16 protein-coding genes and 3 pseudogenes are annotated in these 12,136 nt (G+C 51.0%); 6 read left to right on the top strand and 13 right to left on the bottom strand.

Annotated elements, in window-relative coordinates; genetic code table 11:
• A pseudogene (locus ABZJ92_RS17665) lies at positions 1 to 357 on the bottom strand (transposase); the annotation flags it as partial.
• A gap of 57 nt (positions 358 to 414) precedes the next feature.
• On the opposite strand from ABZJ92_RS17665, the pseudogene ABZJ92_RS17660 reads away from it, so the two are divergent.
• Positions 415 to 984: pseudogene (locus tag ABZJ92_RS17660) on the top strand (DUF2686 family protein); the annotation flags it as partial.
• 70 nt (positions 985 to 1,054) lie between these two features.
• Here ABZJ92_RS17660 and rplI read toward each other — a convergent pair.
• The 4 genes from rplI to rpsF are packed head-to-tail and all read right to left on the bottom strand — an operon-like array spanning position 1,055 to position 2,494.
• Positions 1,055 to 1,504 (bottom strand): 50S ribosomal protein L9, encoded by a 450-nt coding sequence (gene rplI, locus ABZJ92_RS17655; RefSeq protein ID WP_001196062.1) that lies wholly within the window; start codon positions 1,502 to 1,504, stop codon positions 1,055 to 1,057.
• Between the two features lie 41 nt (positions 1,505 to 1,545).
• Entirely contained in the window at positions 1,546 to 1,773 is a 228-nt protein-coding gene (gene rpsR, locus ABZJ92_RS17650; RefSeq protein ID WP_000135199.1) for a 30S ribosomal protein S18, read from the bottom strand.
• 4 nt (positions 1,774 to 1,777) lie between these two features.
• The gene (gene priB / locus ABZJ92_RS17645; RefSeq protein ID WP_001296681.1) at positions 1,778 to 2,092 is read right to left on the bottom strand and encodes a primosomal replication protein N; all 315 of its coding nucleotides are present in this window, start codon (positions 2,090 to 2,092) and stop codon (positions 1,778 to 1,780) included.
• 6 nt (positions 2,093 to 2,098) lie between these two features.
• A complete protein-coding gene (rpsF, locus tag ABZJ92_RS17640; protein ID WP_001216676.1) occupies positions 2,099 to 2,494 on the bottom strand; it encodes a 30S ribosomal protein S6 in 396 nt (131 codons plus the stop codon).
• 326 nt (positions 2,495 to 2,820) lie between these two features.
• Here rpsF and yjfY point away from each other — a divergent pair, with 326 nt between their 5' ends.
• Positions 2,821 to 3,096: a DUF1471 family protein YjfY gene (gene yjfY, locus ABZJ92_RS17635; RefSeq protein WP_000492914.1), complete on the top strand. Its 276-nt coding sequence runs from the start codon at positions 2,821 to 2,823 to the stop codon at positions 3,094 to 3,096.
• 128 nt (positions 3,097 to 3,224) lie between these two features.
• Here the strand turns inward: yjfY and ulaF are convergent, their stop codons facing one another.
• The 6 genes from ulaF to ulaA are packed head-to-tail and all read right to left on the bottom strand — an operon-like array spanning position 3,225 to position 7,631.
• Complete coding sequence (gene ulaF, locus ABZJ92_RS17630; protein ID WP_001170813.1) at positions 3,225 to 3,911, bottom strand: L-ribulose-5-phosphate 4-epimerase UlaF; 687 nt, start codon at positions 3,909 to 3,911, stop codon at positions 3,225 to 3,227.
• The gene (gene ulaE / locus ABZJ92_RS17625) at positions 3,911 to 4,765 is read right to left on the bottom strand and encodes an L-ribulose-5-phosphate 3-epimerase UlaE (protein WP_000949545.1); all 855 of its coding nucleotides are present in this window, start codon (positions 4,763 to 4,765) and stop codon (positions 3,911 to 3,913) included. The genes ulaF and ulaE overlap by 1 nt, the downstream gene beginning before the upstream one ends.
• A gap of 9 nt (positions 4,766 to 4,774) precedes the next feature.
• Entirely contained in the window at positions 4,775 to 5,425 is a 651-nt protein-coding gene (gene ulaD / locus ABZJ92_RS17620; protein WP_000056760.1) for a 3-keto-L-gulonate-6-phosphate decarboxylase UlaD, read from the bottom strand.
• A gap of 13 nt (positions 5,426 to 5,438) precedes the next feature.
• Positions 5,439 to 5,903, bottom strand: coding sequence for a PTS ascorbate transporter subunit IIA (gene ulaC / locus ABZJ92_RS17615; RefSeq protein ID WP_000766068.1), 465 nt, complete (start codon positions 5,901 to 5,903; stop codon positions 5,439 to 5,441).
• A gap of 9 nt (positions 5,904 to 5,912) precedes the next feature.
• Positions 5,913 to 6,218: a PTS ascorbate transporter subunit IIB gene (ulaB, locus tag ABZJ92_RS17610; RefSeq protein WP_000218360.1), complete on the bottom strand. Its 306-nt coding sequence runs from the start codon at positions 6,216 to 6,218 to the stop codon at positions 5,913 to 5,915.
• 15 nt (positions 6,219 to 6,233) lie between these two features.
• Positions 6,234 to 7,631: a PTS ascorbate transporter subunit IIC gene (gene ulaA / locus ABZJ92_RS17605; RefSeq protein WP_005053825.1), complete on the bottom strand. Its 1,398-nt coding sequence runs from the start codon at positions 7,629 to 7,631 to the stop codon at positions 6,234 to 6,236.
• Positions 7,632 to 7,985: 354 nt separating this feature from the next.
• Here ulaA and ulaG point away from each other — a divergent pair, with 354 nt between their 5' ends.
• Both ulaG and ulaR read left to right on the top strand, forming a co-directional pair.
• Positions 7,986 to 9,050: an L-ascorbate 6-phosphate lactonase gene (gene ulaG / locus ABZJ92_RS17600; protein ID WP_005053827.1), complete on the top strand. Its 1,065-nt coding sequence runs from the start codon at positions 7,986 to 7,988 to the stop codon at positions 9,048 to 9,050.
• Between the two features lie 107 nt (positions 9,051 to 9,157).
• Positions 9,158 to 9,913, top strand: coding sequence for an HTH-type transcriptional regulator UlaR (gene ulaR, locus ABZJ92_RS17595; protein ID WP_000133645.1), 756 nt, complete (start codon positions 9,158 to 9,160; stop codon positions 9,911 to 9,913).
• Here ulaR and yjfP read toward each other — a convergent pair.
• On the bottom strand, positions 9,910 to 10,659 hold the full coding sequence (gene yjfP, locus ABZJ92_RS17590) for an esterase (RefSeq protein ID WP_000569721.1): 750 nt from the start codon (positions 10,657 to 10,659) through the stop codon (positions 9,910 to 9,912). The genes ulaR and yjfP overlap by 4 nt on opposite strands.
• Positions 10,660 to 10,840: 181 nt before the next feature.
• On the opposite strand from yjfP, the gene bsmA reads away from it, so the two are divergent.
• Both bsmA and yjfN read left to right on the top strand, forming a co-directional pair.
• Complete coding sequence (bsmA, locus tag ABZJ92_RS17585) at positions 10,841 to 11,170, top strand: biofilm peroxide resistance protein BsmA (protein WP_000254636.1); 330 nt, start codon at positions 10,841 to 10,843, stop codon at positions 11,168 to 11,170.
• A 148-nt stretch (positions 11,171 to 11,318) separates the two neighbouring features.
• A complete protein-coding gene (gene yjfN, locus ABZJ92_RS17580) occupies positions 11,319 to 11,594 on the top strand; it encodes a DUF1471 family protease activator YjfN (RefSeq protein ID WP_000811566.1) in 276 nt (91 codons plus the stop codon).
• A 116-nt stretch (positions 11,595 to 11,710) separates the two neighbouring features.
• Here yjfN and ABZJ92_RS17575 read toward each other — a convergent pair.
• Positions 11,711 to 12,061 (bottom strand): annotated as a pseudogene (locus ABZJ92_RS17575) (isovaleryl-CoA dehydrogenase); the annotation flags it as partial.
• Positions 12,062 to 12,136: the final 75 nt, after the last annotated feature.

Below are 12,136 nucleotides of genomic sequence, written 5' to 3'. Positions count from 1 at the left end.
CACTGGGATGAACATCCAGCACCCGACAGAGCAGGCGAACAGGCCAGCAACAGGAGTTGTCACGGATAAAGGCGTACCTCAGTCGGACAGCTTTGCGAAGTACGCCGCGGCTTTTTTTAATATGTCCCGTTCGTCGGTAACCCGTTTCAGCTCTTTCTGGAGACGGCGGATCTCGGCCTGAGCATCTGACTGTTCTTTATTAGTGGAAGAATCCGGACCGTACTTCTTTATCCAGGCATAAAGGCTGTGGGTGGTGATATCGAGACGTGTTGCAACGCTGGCAACAGAATAACCGCGATCAACAACCTGTTTGACTGCTTCAGTTTTAAACTCTTCGGGATAACGCTTACCGCTCATGGGCACCTCTCTTTAAGCCATCTTAAATGACTCTGAGGTGTCTGTTAAACCCGTGGCGATTCAGTAACAATGAATGGTGATAATTCTTTTGGATGGAACCATGAAGCTACATTAGATAATATTCACGCCCAGAAATACAATAAAGCTTACGCGGGTGCGAGGTTAACCGCAGAACTGAAATATTTATTGCAAGATGTCGAATCCTTCGAACCCAACAGTAAATACACAATACACGAGGTTGTTTTGGGACCTGGTTATAGTACTCCAGACTATACCGGCCAAACGATAGGATACGTTGTAACCCTTCCTGCCCAAATGCCTAATTGCTGCTCATCTGAACTACCAACAATCGATCTTTATATCGACCAACTTCACACTGTTACAGGCGTTTCTAATGCCCTCGGATTCATCATTGCTGCATTGCTAAACGCGTATTCTGATTTACCCCATGATTTGAAAATTGGTCTACGTTCCTTATCAAATTCAGCCGCAATCTACTCGGGTTTAGGTTTCGAGCGAGTGCCGCAGGACCGAGACATAAGGAGTGATCGTATGCATCTAACGCCAGCAAACCATCCTGACTTATGGACACAAGAGAATGGTGAATGGATCTACTTGCGAAATTAATGCCTGACGAAAAATAGAAAGCAAAACGCCGACCAATGGTCGGCGTTTTTACGTCTCGTTGAATAACGAATTATTCAGCTACTACGTTTACGATCACTTTCGCGAATACTTCGCTGTGAACCTGGAAGCTCACTTCGTGTTCGCCAGTGGTACGCAGAACGCCGTTCGGCAGACGAACTTCGCTCTTAGCCACTTCAACGCCAGCTGCAGTTACAGCGTCAGCGATGTCGCGAGTACCGATGGAACCGAACAGTTTACCTTCGTCGCCAGCTTTAGACGCGATGGTAACAGTTTCCAGTGCATTGATTTTCTCAGCGCGAGCATTAGCAGCTGCCAGAACTTCAGCCAGTTTAGCTTCCAGTTCAGCGCGACGTGCTTCGAAGAATTCAATGTTTTTCTTGGTAGCTGGAACAGCTTTACCCTGCGGTACCAGGAAGTTACGAGCATAGCCCGCTTTAACGTTTACCTGATCACCCAGGCTACCCAGGTTTGCTACTTTATCAAGCAGAATAACTTGCATTACCTTATCCTCTCAAAGTCGTATTAATGGACCGTGACCGATTACTGATGGCGATCAGTGTACGGCAGCAGGGACAGGTAGCGAGCGCGTTTGATAGCGCGAGCCAGCTGACGCTGGTATTTTGCACGGGTACCGGTGATACGGCTTGGGACAATCTTACCGCTTTCGGTGATGTAGTTTTTCAGCGTAGCGATATCTTTATAGTCGATCTCTTGAACGCCTTCCGCGGTGAAACGGCAGAACTTGCGACGACGGAAATAACGTGCCATATGGCTAGTCTCCAGAATCTATCAATTCAATCTGCTCGGCATGCAAAACCATTTTGCTCAGTCCGTTCTTTGCCTTGTGGCATGAAATGAACCCCTGAACGGTTATGCGACTGCCGACCGTTATACTGTGAGTAATGGCCTGGTTTTCGTGTCCGCTAACAATAACGGGCATTTGACACCATGCCTGCCGGTGAAAGCCGGCTTCCTCCTGCACAGAACGATGCTCAAGCACGAACTGGCAGTGAGGAATTCCTGATGGACTGACCTTTCGAAGGGGAGTCCTGCACACGGTGCCGGACAACACCAGACGGTTGGTCATCAGAAATTACTCTTCAGAATCCCCAGCTTCAGCATCATCAGCGGTTTCGTTTGCGAAATCATCGCGACGCTCACGGCGCTCGTCTTTCGCTTTAACCATCGGAGATGCTTCGGTAACAGCGTGCTTGGTACGCATAACCATGCTGCGGATAACGGCATCGTTGAAGCGGAAGGTAGTTTCCAGCTCATCGATCACTTCCTGCGGAGCTTCAACGTTCATCAGAACGTAGTGTGCTTTGTGCAGTTTGTTGATCGGGTAAGCCAGCTGACGGCGGCCCCAGTCTTCCAGACGGTGGATCTTGCCTTCTGCACCAGTGATGGCAGCAGTGTAGCGCTCGATCATGCCCGGAACCTGTTCGCTCTGGTCAGGATGGACCATAAAAACGATTTCGTAATGACGCATCGAATTGCTCCTTACGGATTATTCAGCCTCCTGTCTGGGTCAGCCGAATCCCGGGGAGGCAAGGAACGTGTTAAAGGTCGGCTGAAAAATGACGCGTTATAGTACTGGCATACCCCGCTAAACTCAAGGGCGGAGCAGAAATAAATCTCCCCTTTCGCAAATAACCTCTAAACCGCTGATTTGAAGTTCATCACATTCCGTCACAGTGTTTTTTTGAACAACTGCATCAGAAATGGTCACCATCAACTTCTTTATCATTGATTAAAATTAAATCAGAAGATCATCACAGAGGAGAGCACACAAAGTCAGCCGTCGAGGAGGTATCTATGTTCAGTCGAGTTTTAGCCCTTCTGGCTGTGCTTTTGCTAAGTGCAAATACATGGGCAGCCATTGAAATTAATAACCACCAGGCCAGAAATATGGACGATGTGCAAAGCTTAGGCGTGATTTATATCAATCATAATTTCGCCACTGAAAGCGAAGCACGTCAGGCATTAAATGAAGAAACAGATGCGCAAGGCGCAACGTACTACCACGTAATTCTGATGCGGGAACCGGGGAGTAACGGCAATATGCACGCCAGCGCGGATATTTATCGCTAGCACCAGGTATAACCAACGAAACATTGCCATAGTTTGCTTTGCCCCCTTCGCAGGGGGCTTTTTTTGAAAAACGGCTGCGGAATTAGACCAGTTATCTCCCGAGGAAGGAAATTTCCGCAGCGCGTGTTTTACTTCTGCCCGTAATAAGCGTTAGGACCGTGCTTACGCATGAAGTGTTTATTCATCAGGTAGCTGTCGATATGATTGAGTTGTGGATTAATACTGCGCGCAATCCACGCCATTTTCGCCACTTCTTCCATCACTACCGCGTTATGCACCGCGTCGTGGGCATCTTTCCCCCAGGCGAACGGTCCGTGCTGATACACCACAATTCCCGGCGTATGCAGCGGCTCGGCGTTGCCCAGCGTTTCGATAATCACTTTGCCAGTGTTCAGTTCATACTCACCCTGCACCTCTTCTTCGCTTAATCCACGCGTACACGGGATATCACCAAAGAAGTAGTCAGCGTGCGTGGTGCCTAATGCCGGGATCGCCAGCCCCGCCTGCGCCCATGCGGTGGCATGAGTGGAGTGGGTATGGACAATGCCGCCAAGCGACGGGTAACGACGGTAGAGTTCGAGATGCGTCGCAGTGTCGGAAGATGGGCGATACTCCCCTTCCACCACCTTGCCGCTCATATCGACCACCACCATATCGTCTGCTTTCATGGTTTCGTAGGCAACGCCGCTGGGCTTGATCACCACCAGCCCGCGTTCGCGGTCGATAGCGCTGACGTTGCCCCAAGTAAAGGTCACCAGCCCATAGCGCGGCAGATCCATGTTGGCTTCAAACACCTGCTGTTTTAGCTTTTGCATTATGCCGCCTCCACCATGCCTGCTTTGGCCATGCGCGCTTTCACCCAATCACACGCTTTCACCACTTCTGCCGCCGGGTCTTCCGCCGTTTCGCTCCACATCTCAATCAGGTACGGCCCGCAATAGCCACTCTGTTTGAGCGTTTCGAAGCAACGTTCGAAATCCACCACACCTTCGCCAAATGGCACGTTTTTGAAGACGCCCGGTTTGGTGTCTTTCACATGCACCGCGACGATATGCCCGATTCCGGCCTGCAACTCCATCTGCACATCGTTGTCCCACGCCGACAGGTTGCCGATATCCGGGTAGAGCTGGAACCACGGGTTGTTGAGATAGTGCGCGTAACCCAGCGCCTTGCTGATGGAGTTCATCAACGGATAATCCATGATCTCCATCGCCAGCGTCACCTGCGCGCGGCTCGCCATCTCAACGCTCTCTTTCAGGCCGTCACGGAAACGACGACGCGTTTCGTTATTGGCTTCCTGATAGTAAACGTCATAGCCCGCCAGCTGGATCACGCGAATGCCAACGTCCTGGGCGAACTGGATGGCTTTACGCATAATCTCCAGCCCCTGCGCCCGCACCGCGTCATCTTCGCTGCCCAACGGGAAACGACGATGGGCAGAAAGGCACATGGACGGCACACGCACGCCGGTTTCAACAATAGCATTCACCAGCGCCAGACGCTGTTCGCGGCTCCAGTCAAGGCGCGACAGGCGCTCGTTAGTTTCATCTACCGACATCTCGACAAAATCGAAGCCCAACGTTTTTGCCAGTCGCAGGCGTTCCAGCCAGCACTCCCCGGCGGGGAGCGCTTTTTCATAGATGCCAAGCGGGATTTGTTTGGACAACATATCCGCTCCTTAGCCCCACAGTTCGGCGATGGAACGTTTGAACTGACGCGCGGCTTCAACCGGAGAAGCGGCATCACGGATGCTGCGACCGGCGATAAACACATGAATTGGAATGCCTTTGAACAGCGGCAGATCTTCCAGCGCCAGGCCACCGGTGACGGTGACTTTGAAGCCCATATCGGAAAGACGTTTGATCGCAGTGATATCGGCTTCACCCCACGCCACGCCAGCGGCCTGCGCGTCACGGCTGCGGTGATAAACCACCTGCTGAATACCTGCGTCGCGCCACTGTTGCGCCTGTTCCCAGGTCCAGTAACCGGTCAGTTCGATCTGCACGTCGCCGTTAAACTCTTTTGCTACGTCCAGCGCACCTTTGGCGGTGTTGATATCCGCACAACAAATCACGGTCACCCAGTCAGCGTTGGCTTCGAAGCACATACGAGAAAGAATTTTGCCCGCATCGGCAATTTTGGCGTCTGCCAGCACGATTTTGTGCGGGTAGAGCGCTTTCAGATCGCGAACCGCACGCACGCCTTCGCCCACGCACAGAATGGTACCCACTTCGATAATGTCGACTTCTTCGGCAATCAGGCGAGTGGTTTCGTAGGCGCTATCCATAGTCTGGTTGTCCAGCGCGACTTGCAACATCGGTAATGACATCTTCAATTCCTTCTTAAGCTGCCGCGTTGGTGCGGTCAATGAGATCCAGTACTTCCTGCTCGGTACGGCAGGCACGTAAACGGTCGAAATTTTCTTCATCTTCAAACAGGTTGACGATCTGCATGATGCCCACTTCCTGGTGCGTGTTGGCATCGACCGCCGCCATGGTGATGAGGATATCCACCGGGTCGTTATCTTCGTGGTTGAACTCCAGCGGCTTTTTCAGCGTCACCAGCGCAAAACCGGTTTTCTTAACGCCCTCTTCCGGGCGACCGTGCGGCATTGCCAGGCCTGGTGCGAGCACAAAGTACGGACCGTGCTGTTCAACCGCATCCAGAATCGCCTGGTAGTAACGCGGCTCGACAACATCCGCCGCCACCAGCAGGTCAACGCCGATTTTTACTGCGTCCTGCCATGTCTCAGCTTCAGCCTGCAGGCGGATGGATTTATTCTCCGCCAGCGAATCATGTAATTTCATGGCGCGTCCTTACTTCACATCCTGCGGGAAATGCGCTTTGATCACTTCCAGCAGTTTCGGGCCAAAGTCGGCAGGAGAGAGCATGTTGCGCACGCCAACCACGTATTTGTTGCCGGTCACGGTGATTTCGCCCGCAATGTGCGTAGAAGCGATGATGATATCCGCGCCGCTCAACTCGCTTTTGTATTCGCCAACCGCGCAGCTATTTACCGTGTGGTCAATGTTTGATTGGGTTAAAAACTGGTCCACTTTCATCTTCATGATCATGGAACTGCCTTGTCCGTTGCCACACACAGCCAGAATACGTACGGTCATAATCAAAACTCCTTATTAAGCAGACTGTTCTGCCAATTGTTTTTCTGCATCTTCTTCTGCGCGCAGTGCGCGGCCAGCGAAGAACATATAAGCCAGTGCAATTACAATGATGACGGCCATAAAGGCGATACCGATGGAGAAGAAGCCCTGCATCATCGGCGGTGCCAGAATCGACCAGTCCGCCATCCCCATCCAGGCACTCATACCGGTAAGTTTCACCACCCAGACGCAACCAAAGATTTCGATCATCCCCATCACCAGACAAATCTTCAGCGCCGCACGCCAGCCGCCGAAGTGGTTAGCGAACACGCCGATGGTGGCGTTGGAGAAGAACATCGGGATAAAGCCTGGGATAATCAGGATCGAGGAACCGCAGGCGACCAGGATGCCAACCGCAATCAGCTGACCGATGGTGCCCCACATAAAGCCCCAGACCACGGCGTTCGGAGCGAAGCTATAAATAGCCGCACAGTCAATCGCCAGAACCGCACCAGGGATCAGGCGCTGGGAGATACCGTTAAACGCTTCAGAGAGTTCCGCCACAAACATGCGCACACCCTGAGTGATGATGAAGATCGCCACCGCGAAGGAAAAACCGGTTTGCAGGATATAGACCGTCCAGTGCACTTTGCCTGCCATCGCCTGCACGGTGTCGATACCGAAGGAGAGCAGAATGGCACCAAAGAAGATGGTCATGACAATCGCCGTGGAGACGATGTTGTCGTGGAAAATATTCAGCCAGCCTGGCAGTTTGAGGTCTTCAACGCTTTCCTCTTTTTTGCCGAGGAACGGCGCAACTTTATAGGCAATTAATGATGCAAACTGTTGCTGGTGACCGATGGAGAAACCGCAGCCGTCCGTCACTTCCTGAGTCGGCTTGTACATCATGTTGGAGGTAATGCCCCAGTAGAGCGAAACCAGAATCGCCGTGCAGATAATGGTTGTCCACATGGAGTAGCCGAAAATAAACAACGTAACGGCAATCAGCCCCGCCTGCTGGAACATGATATGACCAGTCAGCATGATGGTACGAATACCGGTAATGCGACGCAGCAGCACGTAACAGATGTTCAGCGCCAGCGCTAACAACACCGCGTAACCTACCCAGCTATAGGCATCGCCCATGCGGTCGATGGTTGCCATCATCGACGCGTAAGTATCGGAAATTGCGCCGTTAATGCCGTAGACTTCGGACATTTTCGCCACCACCGGTTTGAAGGTGCTGGTGAGGATGCCGGACCCTGCCTGCAACAACATGAAACCAATTATGGTTTTAATCGTGCCTTTAATAATAACGCTGACACTTTTGCGCAGTAGGATGTAGCCCAGACAGGTCACAATACCCAGCAACAACGGGGCATTGGTCATGACCTGGTTAAAAAACACGGTAAAGATGTTGTAGAGGATCTCCATAACGATCTCCTGAAGAAGAGGTAACCGGGTATTCCGCACACCCGGAATGTTGTGCACTCACTCTAATTTTCAAAAGTAATCACAACAAGATTATTTATGATTAAATGTGACGCGACCCGCAAATAATTCCACATGGATAGAGTGGGATTCACACAACGAAACAATTATTTATTTAAATTCATTTAGTTAATTTAACTACACATTCCATTAAATCTTTCCCCACTCAAAATCAACAACAACTTCCCTGGCAAAAAGTCAAAAAATGGTCATTACCTTCCTGAAGGAATAGTGTCAGGATTAATCAAAACCAATCACATGTTGATTCGAATTGAACTATCATGAAGGTAAATGGCGATGAGTAAAGTGAAAAGTATCACCCGAGAATCCTGGATCCTGAGCACTTTCCCGGAGTGGGGTAGCTGGCTGAATGAAGAAATTGAACAAGAGCAGGTCGCCCCTGGCACATTTGCGATGTGGTGGCTAGGCTGCACCGGGATCTGGTTGAAATCAGAAGGTGGCACCAACGTTTGCGTTGATTTCTGGTGCGGCACTGGCAAACAAAGTCACGGTAACCCGTTAATGAAACAGGGTCACCAGATGCAGCGCATGGCTGGCGTGAAAAAACTGCAGCCAAACCTACGCACCACCCCGTTTGTTCTTGATCCGTTTGCGATTCGCCAGATCGACGCGGTACTGGCGACTCACGATCACAACGATCATATCGACGTTAACGTCGCTGCTGCCGTGATGCAGAACTGTGCTGATGACGTACCATTCATTGGACCGAAAACCTGCGTTGATTTGTGGATTGGCTGGGGCGTACCGAAAGAGCGTTGCATCGTGGTCAAACCGGGCGATGTTGTAAAAGTGAAAGACATTGAAATTCATGCGCTTGACGCTTTCGACCGTACTGCACTGATCACCCTGCCTGCCGATCAAAAAGCGGCTGGCGTACTGCCAGATGGCATGGACGATCGCGCAGTAAACTACCTGTTCAAAACCCCTGGCGGTTCCCTATATCACAGTGGCGATTCCCACTACTCTAACTATTATGCGAAGCACGGTAACGAACATCAGATCGATGTGGCGTTAGGATCGTATGGTGAGAACCCGCGCGGTATTACCGACAAAATGACCAGCGCCGATATGCTGCGTATGGGTGAAGCCCTGAATGCGAAAGTGGTTATCCCGTTCCACCACGACATCTGGTCAAACTTCCAGGCCGATCCGCAAGAGATCCGCGTGCTGTGGGAGATCAAAAAAGATCGTCTGAAGTATGGCTTCAAGCCGTTTATCTGGCAGGTTGGCGGCAAATTTACCTGGCCGCTGGATAAAGACAACTTCGAGTACCACTATCCGCGCGGTTTCGATGATTGCTTCACTATTGAACCGGATCTGCCGTTCAAGTCATTCCTGTAATCTGTCGTTTATACCGGATAGCGTGGAGAAGTTCGCGCTATCCGGCGTAGTATTTCCTGGCTATTTCAAATATCATCTAAAAAAATCAAATTTTATCGGAATAGCTCATGACTGAAGCACAAAGACATCAAATCCTCCTGGAAATGCTCGCACAATTGGGCTTTGTGACCGTTGAGAAAGTCGTTGAGCGTCTGGGAATTTCGCCTGCCACTGCGCGACGCGATATCAATAAACTTGGCGAAAGCGGCAAACTGAAAAAGGTGCGCAATGGCGCAGAAGCTATTACCCAACAGCGCCCGCGCTGGACGCCGATGAATCTGCATCAGGCGCAGAATCACGATGAAAAAGTACGTATTGCTAAAGCGGCCTCGCAGCTGGTTAATCCGGGCGAAAGCGTAGTCATCAACTGCGGCTCCACCGCGTTTCTGCTTGGGCGGGAAATGTGTGGCAAGCCAGTGCAAATCATCACTAATTATCTACCGCTGGCAAATTACCTGATCGATCAAGAACATGACAGCGTGATCATTATGGGTGGACAGTACAACAAAAGTCAGTCCATCACTTTAAGCCCGCAGGGCAGCGAAAACAGTCTCTATGCCGGGCACTGGATGTTTACCAGCGGAAAAGGGCTGACCGCAGAAGGGTTGTATAAAACCGATATGCTGACAGCAATGGCAGAGCAGAAGATGCTGAGCGTGGTAGGGAAACTGGTGGTACTGGTTGATAGCAGTAAGATTGGCGAACGCGCGGGAATGCTTTTTAGCCGTGCCGATCAAATCGATATGCTGATCACCGGCAAAAATGCTAACCCGGAAATCCTGCAACAACTGGAAGCGCAAGGGGTCAGCATTCTGCGTGTTTAAAGATGCTGGCGGAAAAATGTCACGGCAGCATCTAACGCCTCAGGCGTAATGCGGTGACGCACGCCTGGCTGCCATGAACAGGTTAGCAGTTTATCCCGTCCCGTCTCGCTTAAGGCCTGCTGCAAACGTAGTGATTCGTCGGCAGGCACAACGTCATCGTCGAGGCCATGCCACAGCAGTAGAGGTCTGTCCCCAAGTTGTTCCAGGTGGTTTGTCGCTTCCCACTCTGCCAGCGGCGCGACAATTTTATTGAATTCATTCTGCTGTGCTGCCGTTTCAGGTATCAGCGGTGGAAACAGTGAACGGGCGAGCGATGTAAAATAGCCCGATCCCATCATGCTGGCGGTACATTTCACCGTGGGGTGGCGAGCGGTAATTCCCAGTGCCGTCATCGCGCCCATCGACGCGCCACCGACTGCCAGACGGTCATCAAGCAGCCAGTTTTCTTCGGCTATTGCCGCACGTAAAGTAGTGAATTCCTGCATACTTTGTAGCAAGATTTGCCAGAATTGATTTAACCGCCGCGCTTCGTCGCCACTAAAACGGCTACCGTGATCGGGCGCATCCGGCATGATCACCCGCAAACCAGCCTGCGCCAGCGCAACGGCAAAATAGCTATACACCAGGCTGGATGAAGTAAAGCCGTGATAAAAAATTACGCACGGTAACGGGGTATCTTTTTGCCCGACAGGATAAGCATGAAGAACGGGAATATCTGCCAGCTCGCGTGATTCTATTTCAATCATCTGTCTCTCCTTTTTGTCTGGTATGACATGAAGAAATCCTTAGCACAAGTTTCTGCTGGCGGTATTAGTTCATAATGTTGAGATGTGGGTTACGCTTTCGTCACGTTTTCATTCGAAAATCGCGTACCAGGTAACAATTCGGGAACATTCCCCCAAAGTTAAATTAATAAGGCACTACACTATGGTTAGCAGGAAACGTAATAGCGTTATTTACCGGTTTGCCAGTTTATTATTGGTGTTGATGTTAAGTGCCTGTAGCGCACTGCAAGGTACGCCACAGCCAGCACCGCCAGTAACGGACCATCCGCAAGAGATTCGCCGCGACCAGACGCAAGGGTTACAGCGAATAGGTAGCGTAAGCACGATGGTTCGGGGTTCTCCGGATGACGCATTAGCAGAAATCAGAGCAAAAGCTGTCGCTGCAAAAGCTGATTATTACGTTGTCGTCATGGTGGACGAAACCATCGTGACAGGACAGTGGTATTCACAAGCCATTTTGTACCGTAAATAAATCAGACAACTTACATAGTCAGCTTTACATTGCTTTGCGTCCCTATGCGTTTACCTGTGCACAATAAATTACCGGCTGGAAGCTTGGGCGTTTATTACCGCGATGGAATGCCCTGCAACATGTGGGGAAACGAAAAATGGAGCTGACGATGAAACAATTACTTGCCTCACCCTCGCTGCAATTAGTGACTTATCCTGCGAGCGCCACGGCACAGTCTGCAGAATTCGCCAGTGCTGACTGCGTGACGGGCCTGAATGAAATAGGTCAGATCTCAGTTAGCAATATTTCAGGGGATCCGCAGGACGTGGAACGTATCGTGGCGTTAAAGGCCGATGAACAAGGTGCGTCATGGTACCGCATTATTACCATGTACGAAGACCAGCAGCCTGATAACTGGCGCGTACAGGCGATACTGTATGCATGAGTGTCATCTACAGCAAATGAACAATGCCGGATGCGGCGCGAGCGCCTTGTCCGGCCTACAATTTTCACATATTTCATTTAGTTAATCGAAACCAGCGTCGCATCAGTCGTATACGCTTACACACACACTCCCCCCGTCGCCCGCAGCAATAAATCATTCTGGATCTGCTCTGACAACCGTACGCCGCCGCGCGTATCTAACATCACCTGACACCACGCCTGCGCCATTGGCGGAGAAGCATATTTCAACATTTGCGCACCGCAGCCCAGCAGGAATAGCTGATGAGTAATCTCTCGCCCCAGTTCTTCAGCTGGCTTACGCAGCTGCTGCTGTAAACGACGAACCGCGCGATCAAAATAGCGATCCTGCCCTTTCACTTCCACAAATGCTTCCGACAATAAGTCGTATACGCCCGCTTGCTTATTGAGAACGCGCAACACATCCAGGCACATAATATTGCCGGAACCGGTAATGCTGCCAACTTACTGATTTAGTGTATGATGGTGATTTTAAGGTGCTTGCGTGGCTTCCATTTCCATCAG

The sequence above is a fragment of the Shigella sp. FJ200513 genome (assembly GCF_040495915.1).
In the GTDB taxonomy this organism is placed as follows: Bacteria; Pseudomonadota; Gammaproteobacteria; order Enterobacterales; family Enterobacteriaceae; genus ECMA0423.
The sequence above is the reverse complement of the archived record's forward strand: the minus strand, read 5'-3'. Positions and strand labels throughout refer to the sequence as shown.